Raw genomic sequence first — 19,278 nt, 5'->3', positions numbered from 1 at the left:
TAATTTTTCTTTTTTGCACTGCTATGCTTAGTCAAAACTCAGTTTACATTGATGAAGATTTTACAACAATGGATTCTATTAGCTATTATAAAAAATGTAAAGGGATTACAAAAAAATGTTTACAATACAAAACAGATAGTTTGACTGTAAACAAGCTTTCTCCAATGTATCGTTTTGGCAAATTAAAGGTTGATGAATACGATCAAATTAAAACCTTAATACAATCCAAGTCTAATAACACTAAGGAAAACAAATATATTGTTATAAAATATTATGATTCGATTTTTGGATTTGAAAGAGCAGAGAAAATTCATGCTAAACACAAAATAACAGAGTCTTTTAAAAGAAGTTCAGGCAAAGTTTATGTAAGACAAGTAAAAAGTCATCCGTTTAATGAAGACATATTTAAAGAAGAAAGAGCCGATTGGCAAAAAAGAAGAGAAAAATGTATTGAAAAATACGAAAAACGCTATCCATTAGATTTTGTTCATATGTACAAAACTGAAGAAAACGCTTTAAGTACTTACGTGGATTTTGAATGGATTAAAGATCAAGGTGCTTTTAAAAACAAGTTTTTTGACGTTCAGAATAATTATAACCTACTAATAATTAAATCTGATGGCGAATACTTTTTAAGTGGTGGACATCTGACAAATAGTAGATTTGAAAAACTACTTAAAACAGACGATTGGACAAAATTTAAAGCCGACCTTGAAGCGTCTAACACTAAAAATTTTACCGAAGGAAAAGGTATATTTAGTAAATATGAATTTTACCATAACAGCAAACACTGCTTTTAGTAATACATCAAACTAATTCTAAAATTAACATATGACTATCAAACTGCTTGCTATAGGCAAAACAGACAATAAACAACTACAACAGTTAATTGATGATTATACAAAGCGATTAGGCTTTTATATAGGTTTTGATTTAGAAATTATACCAGACTTAAAAAAAGTAAAAAACCTTAGCGAAGACCAACAAAAACAAAAAGAAGGCGAACTAATTTTAAGCAAACTTAAACCTACAGATATTTTAATATTACTAGACGAAAATGGCAAACAATTTGACAGCGTTGGTTTTGCAGATTATTTACAAAAACATATGAATTCTGGAGCAAAACAAATAGTATTCGTAATTGGTGGTCCTTATGGATTTAGCCCAGAAGTTTATGCCAAAGCACAAGGAAAAATATCGCTATCTAAAATGACATTTTCTCATCAAATGGTACGTCTATTTGTAATCGAGCAATTATATCGTGGCTTTACCATTTTAAGGAACGAACCATACCATCATAGGTAAATAAATTTAAATTAATAATCAAAAATTATATACATGCAACTTGTTTTTGCTACTAATAATCTAAATAAAGTTAAAGAAGTCCAAGCTTTAATTCCTGCGCACATAAAACTACTTACCCTAAAAGATATTGGATGCTTTGAGGATGTACCAGAAACCCAACCAGATATCAAGGGTAATGCTATACAAAAGGCAGAATATATAAAACAAAACTATGGTTATGATTGCTTTGCAGATGACACAGGATTAGAAGTAGATGCGTTAAATGGACAACCTGGTGTTTTTAGTGCCAGATACGCTGGACCACAACGCAACGACAGTGATAATATGGATTTATTATTAAACAATCTTAAAGATAAAAATAATAGAAACGCACAATTTAAAACAGTCATTGCGTTACACATAAATAACAAACTAGACACGTTTACTGGTATTTGTAAAGGCGAAATAACTACAGTTAAGCATGGAGAAAAAGGCTTTGGTTACGATCCAATTTTTAAACCAAATGGATACACATACACTTTTGCCGAAATGGAATTAACAGAAAAAAACAGCATTGGACATCGTGGTAAAGCAGTACAATTATTAGTCAATTTTCTTAATAATCTTTAAATAGGTTACAAGATTTAAAAAATTGAATTCAATTAAGCCAATAATTATCTTTTCAAGGTTAATTTCACTACTGTTTGCAATTCATTTATCATAGTCATAATAACACTTACGCCTTTTATTTACAGCACTTGCAGAGGATAAAATAATAAAAATTGAATATCAGAAATAAAAACGTACCTTTGCACCTTGAAAAACCCAAGAGGGTTATTTTATTCCTCAGAGAGAGGATGTGTTATTAGAAGTTTAGGTTAAGTATATTCAATGCGCTTCTATTTGTAACACCAAACAGATTGACATTGAAATACATACTATAAAAGAATGAGCACATTCCAAGATTTAGGTCTAAACGAAGATCTATTAAAAGGTATTGCAGATTTAGGTTTTGAAACACCATCTGAAGTACAAGAAAAAGCAATCCCAATTTTATTAAACCAAGAAACAGATTTAGTAGCGTTAGCGCAAACTGGAACTGGTAAAACTGCAGCATTTGGTTTTCCAATGTTACAAAAAATTGATGTAGACAGCCGTACTACACAAGGGTTGATATTATCTCCAACTCGTGAGCTATGTTTACAAATTGCTAACGAGATGAAAGCCTACGGAAAACACCTTAAAGGGTTAAACGTTGTTGCTATTTATGGAGGATCAAGCATTACTGATCAAGCAAGAGAAGTAAAAAGAGGTGCACAAATTATTGTAGCAACTCCTGGTCGTATGAAAGATATGATCAACCGTCGTTTAGTAGATATTACTAAAATTCAATATTCTGTTTTAGACGAAGCAGATGAGATGCTAAACATGGGTTTTAAAGAAGATATTACAGATATTCTAGCTGGTACTCCTGAAGACAAAAACACGTGGTTATTCTCTGCAACTATGCCAAAAGAAGTGGCAAGTATTGCAAGAGATTTTATGAACAGCCCACAAGAAATTACTGTTGGTCATAAAAACCAAAGTACAGATAACGTATCGCACGAATACTATTTAGTAAATGCACGTGATCGCTACCAAGCTTTAAAACGTTTAGCAGATGCTAATCCAGATATTTTTTCAGTTATATTTTGTAGAACAAAACGTGATACTCAAAAAGTAGCAGAAAACTTAATCGAAGATGGTTATAGTGCTGGAGCATTACATGGTGATTTATCACAAAACCAACGTGACATTGTCATGAAACAATTTAGATCTCGTCAAATCCAAATGCTTGTTGCAACAGACGTTGCTGCACGTGGTATTGATGTAGATGATATTACACACGTAATTAACTACCAATTAAGTGACGAAATAGAAACTTACACACACCGTTCTGGTCGTACAGGTCGTGCAGGTAAAACTGGTGTATCAATGGTAATTGTTTCAAAAAGTGAAGTACGTCGTTTAAAAAGTATCGAACGTATTATCAATCAAAAATTTGAATTAAAAGAAATTCCTAACGGAATGGAAATTTGCGAAGTACAATTAATGTCTTTAGCAAACAAAATACATAACACAGAAATTAATCACGAAATTGACAAGTATTTAGAGGACATCAACACGTTGTTTGCTGATACGTCTAAAGAAGAGTTAATTAAAAAATTCTTTTCTGTAGAGTTTACACGTTTCTTTAATTACTATCAAAAATCTAAAAACCTAAACGTTACAGCTGGAGACTCTGGACGTGATGGTGGTCGTGAAGGAAGATCACAATCCTCTGGAAGTGCTGCACGTTACTTTATTAACGTTGGAGAAAAAGATGGTTATGACTGGATGAAATTAAAAGATTTCTTAAAAGAAGTTTTAGATCTAGGTCGTGATGATGTATTTAAAGTTGATGTTAAAGAAACATTCTCTTTCTTTAATACTGAAAAAGAACACCAAGAAAAAGTCTTAGCATTTTTTACAGACTACAAGGACAACGGACGTTTTGTTAATGTAGAAGTTACAGAAGACAGAGGCGGAAGTCGTGGTGGTCGTGATAGAAACCGTGGAGGTGGCGGAAGACGTCGCGATGGTGGAAGTGGTGGCGGAAGACGTCGTGACGATAAACCAAGAGGAGAAAGACGATCGTCTAGAAGAAGCGATGACAGTTCTGGTAACAGAAGTGACAGACGCAGAAGTAGCGATAGTAGTTCTGAGAGATCTAGTCGTTCTAACAGAGATAAATCAGAGTTTAAAACCTCGCACTCTAGACCTACACGCTCTAGACGTAAAGATTAATACAACCTACTAGTTAACTTAAAATTAAACCTTTTTGTTAATATTTAGTCAAAAATAAAAGAAGACGCTATTTATAGCGTTTTCTTTGTTATTTTTATAACTGAAATTTCATACATGAAGTACTACTTATTTATTTTACTAGTTGGTTTAAGCACAACTTTTGGTTTTTCTCAAACTAAAAAAGAAAACACAAAAGCAGTAACTTCTATCAAAAAAAGTATTGACTCTACTGCTGTAAAAGCAGAATCTACTGTCAAAGGTATCATTATTGATGCCACTTCAAGACAACCCTTAGAAAACGTAAACATTGTTAATCTAAATCAAGTTATAGGTACAGCTACAAATGATAAAGGTGAATTTGAATTGCGTGCACAAGCAAATGATACCCTTCACCTATCCTATTTAGGTTTTAAATCCATTAAAGTTAAAGTAACCAATGACTGGGTTGATCAAATCGAAAAATCTACTATTACATTAACAGAGTTAGCTTTAGCTCTAGAAGAAGTTGTTGTTACTGGATTAAAGTTAACAGGTTATTTAGAAGTAGACATTAAGCAAGTAAATATAAACACAAATTATAGATATAGTATTTCGGGTCTTTCTAATGGTTATGAAGCCGGAAAAAAGCAACCTAGTGCTGTAACTAAGGTTTTAGGATCAATATTTAATCCGCTTGACTTTTTATACAACACCTTTAGTAATAAAGGGAAAGAGCTTAGAAAGCTAAAAAAAATGAAAGAGGATGATAATATACGCAACACGTTAGCTACACGCTTTGACAGAGAAATGTTGATAGCATTACTTGGTGTTAATAAAATTGATTTAGACGAAATTGTTAGCCAATGTAACTACTCTGAAGAGTTTGTAACAACAGCTAACGACTTACAAATATTAGATGCTATTAGTGAGTGTTATGAAGAATATAAGGTTTTAAATCGTGGTCGTAAAAAAAGACTATAATTAAACTATTATACAAGAAATACAAAAATGCTCAAATTAAATTAATTTGAGCTTTTTTTATATACTAAATCAAAGTCAATCACGATTTGTCGCTGTAAAATCGCGCAACTATGTCGTCATAACTCTTAATTGTTTTTTTACACCAATCTAGTCTTTTTTCTAACTTTTCATCTTCAGTTAATTGCCAATTAATATCTGTTTTTTTTAATTTAGATGTTGCATGTTGTAAAATAATTGCAGCACTAACAGATATGTTTAAACTTTCAGTAAAACCAACCATTGGTATTTTTAAAAAGCTATCTGCTTGATTTAAAACAGCATCAGATAAGCCTTCCGTTTCTCTTCCAAAGAAAAAACACGCTTTTTTAGTGACATCAAAATCATACAAATCACAATCATCTGTATGTGGTGTTGTTGCTACAATTTGATACCCTTTTTGTTTTAAGTTTTTAATACAATCTGTTACAGTATCAAAACGGTTTAAGTCTACCCATTTTTGCGCTCCCATGGCTATTTCACCATCAATACTTTTACTATTAGTTTCTTCTACAATATTTAATTCTTGTAAGCCAAAAACATCACAAGTACGCATGACAGCACTAGTATTGTGTAATTGGTAAACATCTTCTGTTGCGACAGTAAAATGTTTTGTACGTTGATCTAAAACTTGTTTAAAACGTGCTAATCTATGGTCTGTTAAATAGGTTTCTAGATGTTGTAATAATTGTAAGTCTATCATGGTATAAAAATAAAAAACCTGATGGTATTAGCATCAGGTTTTTAAATAGTTTAATATTATAATTAATTGGCTCCTATGTTACCTTGTGCTAGTATAACCCCTAAATTAGTTGCGCTTAAGTGCACATTAACGTATCCATTTACAGTAAAAACATCGTCAAACCCAAATGGTGTACCGTTATCTAATTGTGCCACATTAGTTTTACTAATTCTAGAAACTACAGGATTAAATGTAAAAGCAATAGCTCCTGGTGCTGTTGCTACACTTCCTGAATGGATATGTGCTGGATGTACACCTCCTTCAGGACTTCCTATTAAAGATATTTCAGCAAGAGCTTCTCCATTAACGCGTTCAGTAAAGGTTATGGTTCCAGAAATATCACTTACATCAACTTCGCTTAAAGGATAACTAAAAGTATTTGTTGTTAATATATTTTGACCAATATCTGACTGTGTTACAATAACGTTGCTTGTTTCGCTTTGATTGATCACAATATTTCCATCAAAGTCTAATAAGGCTTCATAAGATATCGTGGTACCATCTTCTAGTTTAGAAAAGGTGGTTCTGCTTTTTCCAGAATTACCATCAATAGGAACTAAATTTATTGCTACTTGGCTATTTGCACCATCATAATCTGCTGCTGTGTCAAAAGCGATTTTGGCAGGATAAAACTGATTAGTTTCGGTTCCAACCAAATTAACTTCGATAGTTATTGTACTGTTGGAATTTTTAAAATATTCTATTGTTCCAAAGATATTAGAATCACCAAATGCTTCGATATTAAAAATTTCTGAAGCTATAGATGTTATTTGTTCTGAAGCATCATCATCAGAACAATTGGTAAATAATGTAATAGAAATACAAAGAAAAAGATACTTGAGGGTTTTCATGGATTAATTTTTTAAAATGAATAACTTAAATTTTTTACTAAGCTTTAAGATATTAAAGGGAATTAATCTTAAGTTTATAATCGAAATTCAAATGTAGTAAAAAAAATGAAACATCTAGTAGTACTTACAGGTGCAGGTATTAGTGCTGAAAGCGGAATTAAAACGTTTAGAGGTGCAGATGGGCTTTGGGAAGGTTATGACGTTATGCAAGTAGCCTCTCCAGAAGGCTTTGCTAATAATCCAGCATTAGTCCTAGAATTTTACAACCAACGTAGACGTCAACTATTACAAGTAAAACCTAATAAAGCACATTTAGAGTTGGCTAACTTAGAAAAACATTTTAAAATTACTATAATTACTCAAAATATTGACGACTTACATGAACGTGCTGGAAGTACAAATGTTATCCATTTACATGGCGAATTATTAAAAGTGCGAAGTACTAAAACCGAAACTAACATTTTAGATTGGAAAAAAGATTTAAACCTTGGTGATTTAGACAGTAATGGTCATCAATTACGACCACATATTGTATGGTTTGGAGAAGCTGTACCTTTAATAGACAAAGCTGTAGAGGTTTGCGCTACTGCAGATAAGCTGCTAATCATTGGTACCTCTTTACAAGTATATCCTGCTGCCAGTTTAATTCATTATGTCCCAGAAAATACACCTACTTTTTTTATAGATCCTGACCCTTCAATTTCTAGCACAAAAAACTTAACTGTCATTGCAGAAACTGCTACTAAGGGTATTGACACATTTATCTCTGTTTTATAATTATGAGATATTGGCTTGTAGTATTAATTTTGTTTTTATGTACAATTGTAGTTGGTCAAAACACAGTACTTTCATTTAGAGAAAATCTATTACTAAAATCAAATATTAACACGCAAAACGAATCCTTTTCAATACAAAACAACAACCAATCTATTCTTGTTAATGCTAACAATACCTATCGGTTAGAAGTTGGTGCTAACTATAAATTTTTAGGATTAAAAATCGGATTTTCGCCAAGCAGCAGATCTTCTGATTTTAAATCAAAATTTTTGAATTCGCAATTAAATATCTTTATTAAACAGTGGATACAAAGTTTTGAGTATAGAAAAGTAAAAGGTTTTTATCAAGAAAACAATGCGCAGTTGTTGGCTCAATTTCCTGATTTAAAAACAACAAGTTGGCTTGGTACAACATCTTATGTTTTAAATGATAATTTTTCGTTGAAACATTTAACACATCTAAATGAATGGCAACGAGAAACAGCTGGTAGTCTTGTCCCAACTTTAAAATACGGTTTTAATAGATTAAGTAATATTATTGATTATCAAAAAGTCGCAGAAAATAGTTTTGACCTTTCCTTTGCTCCTGCTTACTATTATACTTGGGCCTTCAAGGATCATTGGTTTATATCCTCATCTATCGCTCCAGCTGTAGGTGTTAGGTTTACTACCGAAAAACTAAACACTGCTATAAATAAAGACACTTTTATATCGCGAGCATTAGATTTAACATTACAATTTGGATATACTTCTGAAACGATAAGTGCAGGAGCTAGTTTTAATTTTGACTCCAATGCTATTAATAAGGATCTGACACAAAGTATGGTTAACGATAAAAGTTATGCTAGTCTTTATTTTGGTTATAGGTTTACGCCTCCAAATTTTTTAAAACGAACGGTAGAACAAATAGAATCCACCATAGGCTTATAAAAAACAATCAAACAATTTGAAAACCAACAGGTTAAATATATTTAATCAAATTAGTTATTATGGTTAAGGTGTTATATATTTAATCAATAATCGCTATTAACCAACCACTAAATAAATATGAATACTAAGAAGATAGACCTTCTTAATATTGGACTTATTACCATATCATTATTGATTGCAATAAAAATTCCTTTTGAATTGTTTTTGTTCTCTTATGCTATTTTAGGACCATTACACTATTTAACCGAAATTAATTGGTTAAAAGAACGTAATTACTTTGTACAGAAAAATATAAAGTGGACGTATTTTTTTACTGTTTTTGCCATAATACTGGCTATATATCCTGTTTACAAATTTTTAGATTTAGGCTTAAATAATAGCTTTAATGATCTTTTAAAATTAATAAACCAAAACACAAACGCTTTACTGTTAATAGGATTTTTTCTTGCTGTAGGATTAATATTTGTTAGCAAGGTTAAACATCTAATACTCATATTATTTATTGCTATAGTATTAGCCTTCACTTTAACATTGTATGTGCCAAAATACTTGTTATTTGTTGGGCTATTTTTACCAACGCTTATACATGTGTATCTGTTTACTTTTTTATTTATAATTTTTGGAGCTTTAAAAGCTAAAAGCAAGTATGGATTTATATTGGCTTTTATATTATTGTGCGTTCCTATTATTATTTGGCAAATTCCGATAAATGCCAAAGGTTATAATTTGTCACAAAGTGCTATTGACACTTATGTAGATAGTAACATGATGGGAGTAAACAGTACTATAGCTGGCTTTTTAAATCTATTTGAAAACGGAAAATTTTATGCACTATCTGAAGTAGGTTTAAAGATCCAAATATTTATAGGTTTTGCGTATACCTACCATTATTTAAATTGGTTTTCAAAAACATCAATAATAGGTTGGCAAAAAGCTATTTCTGTTAAAAAAGGGTTTTTAATATTAGGTATATGGATAGCTTCTGTTGCATTATACTTATATGACTATAAAACTGGATTAGTTGCTTTATTCTTTTTAAGTTTTTTGCACGTATTTTTAGAGTTTCCTTTAAATGCTCTAACTATAAAAGAAGTCTTTTCTATTAAAAACTATAAGCTAAAATAGCTATTTCATTAAATTAATATCTGCAATACTTTTAATACGGTTTCGTTCTAAAAAGGCATCAATAGTTTCAAAATGCTCAATAACACGCTGGTCTTTAAATTCGAAAACTTTTTCTGATAAACCTTGTAAAAAATCTCTGTCGTGAGACACCAAAACTAATGTACCATCAAAAGATTTTAATGCTTCTTTTAAAACATCTTTAGATTTTAAATCTAAGTGGTTTGTTGGCTCATCTAGTATTAATAAATTAACAGGTTCTAATAATAACTTAACCATTGCTAATCTTGTTTTTTCTCCTCCAGATAGCACACCTACTTTTTTATCAATATCATCGCCTTTAAACATAAAACGACCTAAAATATTTTTAATTCCAGTCCTAGCGTCACCTTTAGCAACCTCATCTACAGTTTGAAAAACCGTTAAATCATTATCTAACAAAGCTGCTTGGTTTTGTGCAAAATAACCGACTTGCACGTTGTGTCCAAGACTACACGCTCCATCATAATCAATTTGACCCAAAATAGCTTTAATCATAGTAGATTTACCTTCTCCATTACGTCCAACAAAACTAACTTTTTCGCCTCTTTTAATAGACATATTAGCGTCACTAAACACAACGACATCGTCATATTTTTTTGTCAAATTTTGTACAGATACTGGATAATCTCCTGATCTTGGTGCTGGCGGAAAGCTAAGTTTTAAAGCTGAGTTATCAACTTCATCAATCTCTATAATTTGTAGCTTTTCAAGCATACGCTCTCGTGATGTGACTTGGTTTGTTTTAGAGTAAGTCCCTTTAAAACGCTCAATAAAAGCCATATTGTCTGAAATAAATTTTTGTTGCTCTTGATAGGCTTTAATTTGATGACTACGTCTATCTTCTCTTAACTGTAAATAATGACTATAATTAGCCTTATAGTCGTAAATACGACCCATTGTTACCTCAATAGTACGATTAGTTATATTATCAATAAAAGCTCTGTCATGCGATATTACCATTACTGCATTAGCTTTATTAACTAAAAAGTCTTCTAACCAAATAACAGATTCTATATCAATATGGTTTGTTGGCTCATCTAATAAAATTAAATCTGGCTTTTGTAATAAAATTTTAGCTAGCTCAATACGCATACGCCAACCACCAGAAAACTCGTTAGTTAAACGCGCAAAATCTTCTTGTTTAAAACCTAAGCCTTTAAGTGCTTTTTCTACTTCGGCATCGTAATTAACATCCTCTAAAGCATAATATTTTTCGCCTAAATCTGATACTTTTTCAATGATAGCCATGTACTCATCACTTTCATAATCTGTTCTAGTTTCTAAAGCTTTATTAAGCGCTTCCATTTCGTCACGCATAGCATAAACGTGCTTAAACGCTTTTGCTGCTTCTTGAAAAACAGTACAATCATCCTCTGTCAATAAATGTTGCGGTAAATAAGCAATAACAGCGTCTTTAGGTGCTCTTACATGACCTCTTGTAGGCTTTTGTTCGCCTGCAACAATCTTCATCATAGTTGATTTACCTGCACCATTTTTACCCATTAAAGCGATTTTGTCTGTTGGATTAATTACAAAAGACACATCACTAAACAAGGCGGTTCCGCTAAACTCTACTGCTAAATTATCTATAGAAATCATAGTCTGTTTTTTAAAGTTGCGAAAGTAATAAAAAGTGTGGATTTACTTCTATTTAATATTTGATTTTGTCTGTTATTTCAAGTACCTTCGATAATATTCTAACCCTTTTATAATTTAGACAACTATCAATTTATCTCAAACCCATATTGTACCTAAACAACATGTACCAATAAGACTTCAAGATTATGGTGTTGGTATTTTTGAAGCTGCATTAACAAAATCTGCTTTAAAAAAAGTTTTAAAAAAGCAATACATAACTGTAAATGGTAACATTGCAACGTCTGCAACTTATATTAATGGAGGTGAAACTATTTGCTTAACAATAACACAAGATGCACCTCCAAGAAAAAGTCTAACGTTTAAATTAGAGGTTTTATTTGAAGATGATTATCTAGCTGCTATACACAAACCAGCAGGTATTTTGGTTAATGGTAATAGCTTTAAAACTATAGCCAATGCACTAACACAAAATATAACTAGAAGTACACTTAGCGACGTTGCAAAACCACAGCCTGTGCATAGATTAGACTTCCCAACCACTGGTATTTTACTAGTTGGTAAAACTAGTAGTAGCATACGTGCCTTAAATACTTTGTTTAAAAACAGAGCGATAAAAAAAACGTACTACGCAGTAACTATAGGTACTATGGAACACGAAGGTTTTATTACCACTACTGTAGATGGTAAAACTTCAAAATCAAAATATAAGGTACATCAAACGATAGATTCTAAACGTTTTGGAAAATTAAATTTAGTCCAATTAGAGCCTTTTACTGGAAGAAGACATCAATTACGCAAACATCTTTTTAGTATAGGCAACCCTATTTTAGGTGACAAAGATTATGGCTTTGAAAATTTAATATTAAAAGGAAAAGGTCTATATCTACATGCTTATTCTTTACAATTTATCCATCCTTTTACAAATGAAAGCTTATATTTAAAGGACCAATTACCTAAACGTTTTAAAAAGTTATTTGCTGACATTTAATTTTTATTTAATTTAAAAAAGAAACCTCCCACAAATGACACGCTTCCATTTTACAAATTTTATTATTATAGCTGCTACTGTATTATTAATTATTAATATTTATGATTTAGATTTTAATAATATTAAAAATGGACCATTTAGCGGAATCGTATCTAATCTTCTTATAATTATAGCCATGATACTTACCAGGAGAGATATAAAAAAGAGAGAGAGCAAAAACTAACTTTTAAGACTAATTAGCTGTTTTAGAGACTATAAATTATAAATACGGTAATTTATTATAACTTTCTAACACTCAATTCAAAACAAAATAGTACTTTCGCGCCTTATTAAAAAAAAGCATCTGTTATGAAGCGTATTAATGAGTACAAAAAACTATTTAACGTAGATCAAGATTTATCTTTAAAAACGTTAAAATCGTCTTACCGTAATTTGGTTAAAGAATGGCATCCTGATAAGTTTCAAGCAGGTGATGAAAAAGCGCAAGAAGCAGAATTAATGAGTCGTAAGGTTATTGATGGATACCACTTTTTAGTTAGTATCTCTCCAGAAACTATTGAGGCTAATAAAGAAGAATACGCAGTAACAATTACTAGTCCTATTATGGATTGGAAGCATAAAGGATTGTTATTAGAAGTTACTTTTTTAAATGGAGATACTTATGAGTACTTTGGTGTAAATAAAGCATTATACATTAAGTTTTCTCAAAGCGACAAGCAAACACGTTTTGCTAAACGTAGTATTTTTAATTCTTTTCCTTACAGAAAAATTAAAAAGAGTGAAGTTACAGCTTAATTGCTAATACTTAATACACATAAAAAAAGAGCTAAAATTTTAAATTTTAGCTCTTTTTTATTTAATATTATATGACTACTAATTTTTAACTCTTTAATCTTTAGTCTTTAGCCTTAGGTTTATTTTTTTCTTCAATCCATTTGCTCATAAACTTAGTACTTTGCATTGTATGATGCATTAGCATTTGCCCATAAAAATGTTGCTGCCTATGCACTTTTAATCCTGCTTTAAGCAATTCTATTTTATATAAAACATCCTTGGTATAAATAGCTTTATCATACAATGTATTAATAATCATAAATCCATTTTTTTGCTTCCCATTCCAATAAATTTTATTAGAATACAACTCCACTGCTTGCTTAGCAAAATTAACAGGATCATCAGCAATAAAAGCATTAGTATCTTTTAAGGTTCCGTACATACCTTCTGCTCCAATAGTTGTGGTAACACATGGTGTACCATTTAACATCGCATCTATTAATTTTCCCTTAAGTCCTGCACCAAAACGTAAAGGTGCTAAACAGACTTTAGCGTCTTGCATAACCTGATTAACATTGTCCGTAAAACCTTTTATTAAAAATCCTTCTTTTGGATTATGTAATTGCATTGCTTTTTCTGACACGTAGGATCCATACACATGCATTTCGGCTTTAGGTAATTCCTTTTTAATAAGAGGCCAAATATTAGATTTTAAAAACATGACTGCATCAACATTAGGTTTATGCATAAAATTACCAATGGTAATAAAATGGTTTCTGTCTTTAAATTTAGGGCTATTTCTTTGGGCTTCTGGCGATACAGGATCTAATAAAAATGGTAAATAATATAATAGATGCTCATCTATTTTAAATTGATTTACTAATATCTCTACCTCTACTTGTGATATAATAAATGATAAATCGCAACGTAAAATACTTGCAATTTCGCGTTTAGCAGTATCATTTTGCAAGTAATTTTTATCAAAAATAGCTTGATCTTTAAACGCTTGCTCACGTCCTTTACGCAAACAATGTAAATCTTCGGTATCTAAGATACGTAAGGCATCAGGACATTGTTCTGCCACACGCCAACCAAACTGCTCCTCCACCATAAATCTATCAAAAATAACTATGGATGGATTTAGGTCTTTTATAAATGTATCAAAACTAGCATCGTTTAATACAATGTTTTTTATGGTAACACCAATACTTGATAAATCAAATGCATTATCCGATTTAGCACAAGCACTAGCAAAAGTAATGTCATAATTAGCTGATTGAAATACTTCAATCAATTGCATCATCCTACTTCCTGCTGCAGAACTTTTAGGTTCTGGCCAAACAAATCCAATTATTAAAACTTTTGGTGCCAATTGAGGGATATTTTAGATATTAAAATTTATTCTGCTTTTGGTGCTAATGCATAGCCCATCCTAACTTGATTTACCCAATCCACTACTGCTTTTATTTGCGAATCGGATAATTTAGCGTCTCCATGCGTCCAAGTATAACTTGGTAATGGCATTTTCTTTTCTTCAACTTCTTCTGCAAGTTCTTCAAATTTATGGTCTTTACGTTTTATAGAGTAATCTGACCATTTAGAAAAATCTAAATGTTTTTTACCGTCTTCAATGTGTTCATTCAACCAAAAATTTATTGGTGTAATTTTATCATACCATGGATATTTAGTATTACTGCTATGACAATCAAAACAGGTAGTTTCAAGAATGGTTTTAACTTCTGGAGAAGGTTTTGTTTCGTTTAAAAAAGCGGTTAAATCTTCAGTATTACCTTGGTTTTTTTCAGGCGAAAAAAATTGTGCAACTATAAAAACCAGTAATAAAACTAGTCCAATCTTTTTAAGTAATTTCATTTTAGTTATTTTTAGACTTTAAAAATAACAAATCTTTGACGACTGACGCTTTATATCAAGAATTAAATTATGTTAATCATTCTCGTGAAAAGCGTTTGTATTATGCACACATGTTATTGGCTAATACCAGTTTGATTCCTAAAATTTTAGATATTACCTTTAAGGTAGATGATAAAATATCTCCAAGAGCTGCTTGGGTTTTAGAGTTTATGTGTAAAGAAAACCTAGAAGCCTTAATCCCTTATTTAGATACATTTACAGAAAACATGGGTCGTGTGCACTTAGATTCGGCAGAAAGACCTGTTGCAAAAATTTGCGAATATATTGCTATTGCCTACTATGGTAAAACGCCTTCTAAATTAAAAGAGGCCTTACTTCCGAGACATCGGGAAAAAATTATTGAAGCTTGTTTTGATTGGTTAATTACAGATGCTAAAGTTGCTGCAAAAGCGTATAGCATGAATACTTTATTTTTGTTTGGTAAGGACTATGATTGGGTCCATCCAGAATTAACAACCATTTTGGAACGTGATTTTGCTTCTCAAAGTGCTGCTTTTAAAGCCAGAGCAAAGCAAATTTTACATAAAACTAAAAAATAAAAATTGTTATTTTAATTAATTCTTAAAGCGTAATCCTTTAGTCTTCCCGTTAAAAAAACTATATTTATAGCTTGTTAAAAAACAACTATTTTTATGTCTTTAAATCAACTTAATGCGATCTCTCCAATTGATGGTCGTTACCGAAATAAAATTGAAAAACTACAAGATTTTTTCTCTGAAGAAGCACTAATTAAATACCGTGTTTTAGTAGAAATTGAATACTTTATTGCTTTATGCGAAGTGCCACTACCACAACTTAAAGGTGTAGATTCTAGTAAATTTGAAGCATTGCGTGACATTTACAAATCGTTTACTACTGAAAATGCTCAGGCTATAAAAGATATTGAAAAGGTTACCAACCATGATGTTAAAGCGGTTGAGTATTTTATAAAAGAACAATTTGATGCTTTAGGTTTAAGCGAATTTAAAGAGTTTATACACTTTGGATTAACGTCTCAGGACATTAACAACACAGCAATCCCATTAAGTATTAAGGATGCTATGAATGAGGCTTACGTACCAGAATACTTAAATGTTTTAAAAGAATTAAAGCGTCTTGCTAAAGATTGGAAAGATATACCAATGCTAGCTAGAACACATGGTCAGCCAGCGTCTCCAACCCGTTTAGGTAAAGAAATTGAAGTATTTGCTGTACGTTTAGAAGAGCAATTTAACTTATTAAATGATATCCCAAGTGCTGCCAAATTTGGTGGTGCAACCGGAAATTTTAATGCACATAAAGTGGCTTATCCTAGTATAGATTGGAAAACTTTTGGAGGTACATTTGTACAAGAAAAACTAGGTTTATACCACTCGTTTCCAACTACACAAATCGAGCATTATGACCATATGGCTGCGTTGTTTGATTGTTTAAAACGTATTAATACCATTATTATAGATTTAGATAGAGATATTTGGACCTATGTATCTATGGACTACTTTAAACAAAAAATTAAAGCTGGAGAAGTTGGTAGTAGTGCTATGCCACATAAAGTAAACCCAATAGATTTTGAAAACAGTGAAGGTAACTTAGGAATAGCTAACGCTATTTTTGAACATTTATCTGCAAAATTACCTATTTCAAGATTACAACGTGACTTAACTGATAGTACTGTTTTACGTAATGTTGGTGTCCCTTTTGGTCATACTTTAATTGGTTTTGGATCAACGCTTAAAGGTTTAGGTAAATTATTATTAAACCAAGCTAAATTTGAAGCTGACTTAGAAAACAATTGGGCTGTCGTTGCAGAAGCTATACAAACTATTTTAAGACGTGAAGGTTATCCTAATCCTTATGAGGCTTTAAAAGGATTAACTAGAACTAATGAAGCGATTAATAAAACCTCTATTTCAAATTTTATTGATACCTTAGACGTGAGTGAAGCTATTAAAACAGAATTAAAAGCCATATCACCAAGTAATTATACAGGAATATAACATGTTTAATGACAAGACATCTTTAATACTTTGCACTGTAACCGTTTTACTTTTATTTATTGGAGGTATTACAGACTTATTAAGTAATCCGATTTACGTTGGGTTGGTTGTTATTGTTTATTTAACCGTTATTTTAAACCTTGTGCTAGTTAAAAAGTCCAGTAATGGAGACGATGACTTTTTTGAAACAAAAATTAAAAAGTAAAAACAACAGGTTTATTGTTATAATATAAAAAAAGGCTTATCCAATGGATAAGCCTTTTTTATTAAAAGTAATGTAATTATTATTTAAAAAAGCTAGTTAAGCTTTTAAGTTGTGCTTGATCTATGTCTGCGTTTTTAAGTTTGTCGCTTAGCTTGATTAACTCTTCAGGCTTCATGTTATCACCTAAAATTCTAACGATAGTAAATCCAAAATCATTGGAGCTTGCAAGTACTAAAAACTCGTCAATTGCATCTGCGTTACCTAATGTACTCACTTTTACATTAACACCTTTGTCTTTAAACTCCATTAACTCTTCATACTTTTCGTTATTAAAAACTTTTTTAGCTTTTTGTAACTCTGTTTTATAGCTTTCTAGGTTATTATCTTTAATTCGGTAAGCTAAAATGTCTAGTTTATCTACAGATTGATATGCTTTTTGCTCGTCTGGATTTAAGTTAGCTTTAGAAAAATCTATTACATCTGCAGATACGTCATAGGACATAAAAGCTGGTAACTCTTGATGATCTACAAAATAGGTTTGTATAGAGTTTTGGTCTTTACAACTTACTAGAACAATACTTAAAGCAAGAAATGTTATTACGGTTTGGAAGGTTTTTTTCATGGGTTTATTTTTTAATTTTCTTTTTTAACTCCTCTCCTCCTGGAAGATTCATTTTTTGAGTTAATTTAGAAATTTGGTTTAAATCAATATCACCTGTTAAAGAGATTACTACAGTTTCGATAGTACGCTTTTCTCCATTAATTTCAATATCAGAATCTTTCATTGCTGCTTCTAATCCATTAATAAACATTAACAACTCACTTACATGGTCACTGTCTTTTCCTTCTTTTACATAAAACTTCATGACCACTCCATTGTCCTTAACCTCCATTAATTCTTCTAAAACAGCGCTGCGTGTTGCAACCCATTTAGTGATGTCCTTAGCTATAGTTTTGTCACCTGTTGCCATAGTTTTAAAACTAGTAATACTATTTACCATATCCATATAAGCTTTAGCTTCAGCATCATTTGTATTAATATCTATTTTTGCTAACATCTGAAACATTTTAGGTTTGATGGACACATAACTTACTTTGTCATCATCACTATATTTTTCAAAAATATCCTGAGCCATACCTGTTAATGGCATTAATAATATGGCTAATACTGTAATTGTTATATATTTTTTCATTGTATTTGGTTTTAAATTTTAATATTATTTTATGTTTCTAATTTTTAAAATACGTCCTATTGGGTTTTCCATTTCTTTTAAATAGTCAACTTGTGTGCCAGCCTTATTAATTTCACCTAAATAACTAACTTGTGCAGTTCCTTTATTAAAGGTTTTGGAGACCAACTCTAGATAAGCTTTAGCTTGATTATAGGCTATCCTATCAGCTTCTGTAATTACCTCTTCTTTTGGTCTAGTCAGATAAATACCAACCATTAACACTGCTACTGCTGCAACGCTTAACCACTTAAAATTAATTTTCTTTTTAGTGTTTAGTGGTACGTGTTTAGTAAAAGTCTCCTGTTGGTTTACCGTATAATACCCAAAAATTGCTTTATAATACTCTAAATGCGGAGCGACAGTCTCTTGGTTAAAATAGTCTTTTAACTGTGCTTCTTCTTGTAGAGTGGTTTGACCATTCTCGTACTTTTCTAGTAAGTCTTCTATATTATTTAACACCATAATTATGTGTACTTGTTAATTTTTCTCTTATTATTTTTCTAGCTCTAGATAGTGCTACACGTACTGCTGTAGGATTCATATCTAACATTTTTGCTATTTCGTCAAAATCATATTGCTCAATATCTCTTAATTGTACTACCATTTTTTGTTGTTCTGGTAGATCTTCAATAATCTTTGCTACCCATTGTAAACTATCATTTAATTCTATTTGTTTTTGTAGTGCTACATTGTGGTCTTGATAATTACTATGTACTATTTTTAAATTTTGCGATTGCTTGGATTTTAATTTATCCAAACAAAAGTTTTTGGTCATGGTCATAGAAAATGCTTCTACATTTTTATAATTTTCTATTTGACCTTTGTTTCGCCATAATTTTAACAACACCTCCTGAGTGGCATCTTCTGCTTCCTCTCTAGAGACTAGCAATCGTTTTGCTAAACGAAAGACCTTATCTTTAAAAGGCATTACTAATTTTAAAAACTCTGACTGCGTCATTTTGGTTGGTTGGTTTCTATTACGACGAACAACTATTATAATTGT

The 19,278-nt window shown here is 31.1% G+C and carries 23 protein-coding genes; 14 read left to right on the top strand and 9 right to left on the bottom strand.

The window, feature by feature from the left end; genetic code table 11:
* Window positions 1-23: 23 nt before the first annotated feature.
* The 5 genes from B2989_RS07355 to B2989_RS07335 all read left to right on the top strand — a co-directional run bounded on the left by B2989_RS07355 (window position 24) and on the right by B2989_RS07335 (window position 5,070).
* On the top strand, window positions 24-800 hold the full coding sequence (locus tag B2989_RS07355) for a hypothetical protein (protein ID WP_145002105.1): 777 nt from the start codon (window positions 24-26) through the stop codon (window positions 798-800).
* Window positions 801-831: 31 nt separating this feature from the next.
* Entirely contained in the window at window positions 832-1,305 is a 474-nt protein-coding gene (rlmH, locus tag B2989_RS07350; RefSeq protein ID WP_145002106.1) for a 23S rRNA (pseudouridine(1915)-N(3))-methyltransferase RlmH, read from the top strand.
* A gap of 33 nt (window positions 1,306-1,338) precedes the next feature.
* On the top strand, window positions 1,339-1,914 hold the full coding sequence (locus B2989_RS07345) for a non-canonical purine NTP diphosphatase (RefSeq protein WP_145002107.1): 576 nt from the start codon (window positions 1,339-1,341) through the stop codon (window positions 1,912-1,914).
* Between the two features lie 318 nt (window positions 1,915-2,232).
* Window positions 2,233-4,110, top strand: coding sequence for a DEAD/DEAH box helicase (locus B2989_RS07340; protein WP_145002108.1), 1,878 nt, complete (start codon window positions 2,233-2,235; stop codon window positions 4,108-4,110).
* A 114-nt stretch (window positions 4,111-4,224) separates the two neighbouring features.
* Entirely contained in the window at window positions 4,225-5,070 is an 846-nt protein-coding gene (locus tag B2989_RS07335; protein ID WP_145002109.1) for a carboxypeptidase-like regulatory domain-containing protein, read from the top strand.
* A 79-nt stretch (window positions 5,071-5,149) separates the two neighbouring features.
* Here the strand turns inward: B2989_RS07335 and B2989_RS07330 are convergent, their stop codons facing one another.
* On the bottom strand, window positions 5,150-5,809 hold the full coding sequence (locus B2989_RS07330; protein WP_292946636.1) for a TrmH family RNA methyltransferase: 660 nt from the start codon (window positions 5,807-5,809) through the stop codon (window positions 5,150-5,152).
* A 62-nt stretch (window positions 5,810-5,871) separates the two neighbouring features.
* The gene (locus tag B2989_RS07325) at window positions 5,872-6,699 is read right to left on the bottom strand and encodes a hypothetical protein (protein WP_292946633.1); all 828 of its coding nucleotides are present in this window, start codon (window positions 6,697-6,699) and stop codon (window positions 5,872-5,874) included.
* A 105-nt stretch (window positions 6,700-6,804) separates the two neighbouring features.
* Here B2989_RS07325 and B2989_RS07320 point away from each other — a divergent pair, with 105 nt between their 5' ends.
* The 3 genes from B2989_RS07320 to B2989_RS07310 all read left to right on the top strand — a co-directional run bounded on the left by B2989_RS07320 (window position 6,805) and on the right by B2989_RS07310 (window position 9,530).
* Complete coding sequence (locus tag B2989_RS07320; protein WP_292946630.1) at window positions 6,805-7,476, top strand: SIR2 family NAD-dependent protein deacylase; 672 nt, start codon at window positions 6,805-6,807, stop codon at window positions 7,474-7,476.
* Between the two features lie 2 nt (window positions 7,477-7,478).
* The gene (locus tag B2989_RS07315; protein WP_292946627.1) at window positions 7,479-8,405 is read left to right on the top strand and encodes a DUF4421 family protein; all 927 of its coding nucleotides are present in this window, start codon (window positions 7,479-7,481) and stop codon (window positions 8,403-8,405) included.
* Window positions 8,406-8,522: 117 nt separating this feature from the next.
* Window positions 8,523-9,530, top strand: coding sequence for a hypothetical protein (locus B2989_RS07310; RefSeq protein WP_292946624.1), 1,008 nt, complete (start codon window positions 8,523-8,525; stop codon window positions 9,528-9,530).
* Here the strand turns inward: B2989_RS07310 and B2989_RS07305 are convergent, their stop codons facing one another.
* On the bottom strand, window positions 9,531-11,168 hold the full coding sequence (locus B2989_RS07305; protein WP_292946621.1) for an ABC-F family ATP-binding cassette domain-containing protein: 1,638 nt from the start codon (window positions 11,166-11,168) through the stop codon (window positions 9,531-9,533). It lies immediately after the preceding gene.
* A gap of 124 nt (window positions 11,169-11,292) precedes the next feature.
* On the opposite strand from B2989_RS07305, the gene B2989_RS07300 reads away from it, so the two are divergent.
* The 3 genes from B2989_RS07300 (at window position 11,293) to B2989_RS07290 (ending at window position 12,951) form a co-directional block, all read left to right on the top strand.
* Window positions 11,293-12,156: an RluA family pseudouridine synthase gene (locus tag B2989_RS07300; RefSeq protein WP_145002116.1), complete on the top strand. Its 864-nt coding sequence runs from the start codon at window positions 11,293-11,295 to the stop codon at window positions 12,154-12,156.
* A 34-nt stretch (window positions 12,157-12,190) separates the two neighbouring features.
* The gene (locus B2989_RS07295; RefSeq protein ID WP_145002117.1) at window positions 12,191-12,379 is read left to right on the top strand and encodes a hypothetical protein; all 189 of its coding nucleotides are present in this window, start codon (window positions 12,191-12,193) and stop codon (window positions 12,377-12,379) included.
* Window positions 12,380-12,504: 125 nt separating this feature from the next.
* On the top strand, window positions 12,505-12,951 hold the full coding sequence (locus B2989_RS07290; RefSeq protein WP_292946616.1) for a KTSC domain-containing protein: 447 nt from the start codon (window positions 12,505-12,507) through the stop codon (window positions 12,949-12,951).
* A gap of 100 nt (window positions 12,952-13,051) precedes the next feature.
* On the opposite strand, the gene B2989_RS07285 is transcribed toward B2989_RS07290, so the two are convergent.
* Together B2989_RS07285 and B2989_RS07280 are read right to left on the bottom strand one after the other, a co-directional pair.
* The gene (locus B2989_RS07285; protein ID WP_292946613.1) at window positions 13,052-14,302 is read right to left on the bottom strand and encodes a glycosyltransferase; all 1,251 of its coding nucleotides are present in this window, start codon (window positions 14,300-14,302) and stop codon (window positions 13,052-13,054) included.
* Window positions 14,303-14,328: 26 nt separating this feature from the next.
* A complete protein-coding gene (locus tag B2989_RS07280; protein WP_292946610.1) occupies window positions 14,329-14,802 on the bottom strand; it encodes a heme-binding domain-containing protein in 474 nt (157 codons plus the stop codon).
* Between the two features lie 35 nt (window positions 14,803-14,837).
* Here B2989_RS07280 and B2989_RS07275 point away from each other — a divergent pair, with 35 nt between their 5' ends.
* From B2989_RS07275 to B2989_RS07265, 3 genes are all read left to right on the top strand, one after another.
* Entirely contained in the window at window positions 14,838-15,401 is a 564-nt protein-coding gene (locus B2989_RS07275; protein WP_292946607.1) for an adenylosuccinate lyase, read from the top strand.
* 93 nt (window positions 15,402-15,494) lie between these two features.
* Entirely contained in the window at window positions 15,495-16,838 is a 1,344-nt protein-coding gene (purB, locus tag B2989_RS07270; RefSeq protein ID WP_145002122.1) for an adenylosuccinate lyase, read from the top strand.
* Between the two features lies 1 nt (window position 16,839).
* Window positions 16,840-17,043 (top strand): hypothetical protein, encoded by a 204-nt coding sequence (locus B2989_RS07265; protein ID WP_145002123.1) that lies wholly within the window; start codon window positions 16,840-16,842, stop codon window positions 17,041-17,043.
* Between the two features lie 79 nt (window positions 17,044-17,122).
* On the opposite strand, the gene B2989_RS07260 is transcribed toward B2989_RS07265, so the two are convergent.
* From B2989_RS07260 to B2989_RS07245, 4 genes are read right to left on the bottom strand one after another with little or no spacing between them, the layout of a single operon-like run.
* Window positions 17,123-17,665: a DUF4252 domain-containing protein gene (locus tag B2989_RS07260; protein WP_292946602.1), complete on the bottom strand. Its 543-nt coding sequence runs from the start codon at window positions 17,663-17,665 to the stop codon at window positions 17,123-17,125.
* 4 nt (window positions 17,666-17,669) lie between these two features.
* Window positions 17,670-18,236 carry a DUF4252 domain-containing protein gene (locus B2989_RS07255; protein ID WP_292946599.1) on the bottom strand — a complete coding sequence of 189 codons (567 nt, stop codon included), beginning with the start codon at window positions 18,234-18,236 and terminating at the stop codon, window positions 17,670-17,672.
* 24 nt (window positions 18,237-18,260) lie between these two features.
* Window positions 18,261-18,737, bottom strand: coding sequence for a hypothetical protein (locus tag B2989_RS07250; protein ID WP_145002129.1), 477 nt, complete (start codon window positions 18,735-18,737; stop codon window positions 18,261-18,263).
* A complete protein-coding gene (locus B2989_RS07245) occupies window positions 18,724-19,233 on the bottom strand; it encodes an RNA polymerase sigma factor (RefSeq protein WP_145002130.1) in 510 nt (169 codons plus the stop codon). Before B2989_RS07245 ends, B2989_RS07250 begins: the two co-directional genes overlap by 14 nt.
* Window positions 19,234-19,278 lie beyond the last annotated feature (45 nt).

The organism is Olleya sp. UBA1516, from assembly GCF_002323495.1.
Taxonomy (GTDB): domain Bacteria; phylum Bacteroidota; class Bacteroidia; order Flavobacteriales; family Flavobacteriaceae; genus Olleya.
The sequence above is the reverse complement of the archived record's forward strand: the minus strand, read 5'-3'. Positions and strand labels throughout refer to the sequence as shown.

Bases quoted from the DNA above. Each gene is read 5' to 3' on its own strand.
- B2989_RS07355 (WP_145002105.1), top strand. From the start codon at position 24: ATGCTTAGTCAAAACTCAGTTTACATTGATGAAGATTTTACAACAATG.
- rlmH (WP_145002106.1), top strand. From the start codon at position 832: ATGACTATCAAACTGCTTGCTATAGGCAAAACAGACAATAAACAACTA.
- B2989_RS07345 (WP_145002107.1), top strand. From the start codon at position 1,339: ATGCAACTTGTTTTTGCTACTAATAATCTAAATAAAGTTAAAGAAGTC.
- B2989_RS07340 (WP_145002108.1), top strand. From the start codon at position 2,233: ATGAGCACATTCCAAGATTTAGGTCTAAACGAAGATCTATTAAAAGGT.
- B2989_RS07335 (WP_145002109.1), top strand. From the start codon at position 4,225: ATGAAGTACTACTTATTTATTTTACTAGTTGGTTTAAGCACAACTTTT.
- B2989_RS07330 (WP_292946636.1), bottom strand. From the start codon at position 5,809: ATGATAGACTTACAATTATTACAACATCTAGAAACCTATTTAACAGAC.
- B2989_RS07325 (WP_292946633.1), bottom strand. From the start codon at position 6,699: ATGAAAACCCTCAAGTATCTTTTTCTTTGTATTTCTATTACATTATTT.
- B2989_RS07320 (WP_292946630.1), top strand. From the start codon at position 6,805: ATGAAACATCTAGTAGTACTTACAGGTGCAGGTATTAGTGCTGAAAGC.
- B2989_RS07315 (WP_292946627.1), top strand. From the start codon at position 7,479: ATGAGATATTGGCTTGTAGTATTAATTTTGTTTTTATGTACAATTGTA.
- B2989_RS07310 (WP_292946624.1), top strand. From the start codon at position 8,523: ATGAATACTAAGAAGATAGACCTTCTTAATATTGGACTTATTACCATA.
- B2989_RS07305 (WP_292946621.1), bottom strand. From the start codon at position 11,168: ATGATTTCTATAGATAATTTAGCAGTAGAGTTTAGCGGAACCGCCTTG.
- B2989_RS07295 (WP_145002117.1), top strand. From the start codon at position 12,191: ATGACACGCTTCCATTTTACAAATTTTATTATTATAGCTGCTACTGTA.
- B2989_RS07290 (WP_292946616.1), top strand. From the start codon at position 12,505: ATGAAGCGTATTAATGAGTACAAAAAACTATTTAACGTAGATCAAGAT.
- B2989_RS07280 (WP_292946610.1), bottom strand. From the start codon at position 14,802: ATGAAATTACTTAAAAAGATTGGACTAGTTTTATTACTGGTTTTTATA.
- purB (WP_145002122.1), top strand. From the start codon at position 15,495: ATGTCTTTAAATCAACTTAATGCGATCTCTCCAATTGATGGTCGTTAC.
- B2989_RS07265 (WP_145002123.1), top strand. From the start codon at position 16,840: ATGTTTAATGACAAGACATCTTTAATACTTTGCACTGTAACCGTTTTA.
- B2989_RS07260 (WP_292946602.1), bottom strand. From the start codon at position 17,665: ATGAAAAAAACCTTCCAAACCGTAATAACATTTCTTGCTTTAAGTATT.
- B2989_RS07255 (WP_292946599.1), bottom strand. From the start codon at position 18,236: ATGAAAAAATATATAACAATTACAGTATTAGCCATATTATTAATGCCA.
- B2989_RS07250 (WP_145002129.1), bottom strand. From the start codon at position 18,737: ATGGTGTTAAATAATATAGAAGACTTACTAGAAAAGTACGAGAATGGT.
- B2989_RS07245 (WP_145002130.1), bottom strand. From the start codon at position 19,233: ATGACGCAGTCAGAGTTTTTAAAATTAGTAATGCCTTTTAAAGATAAG.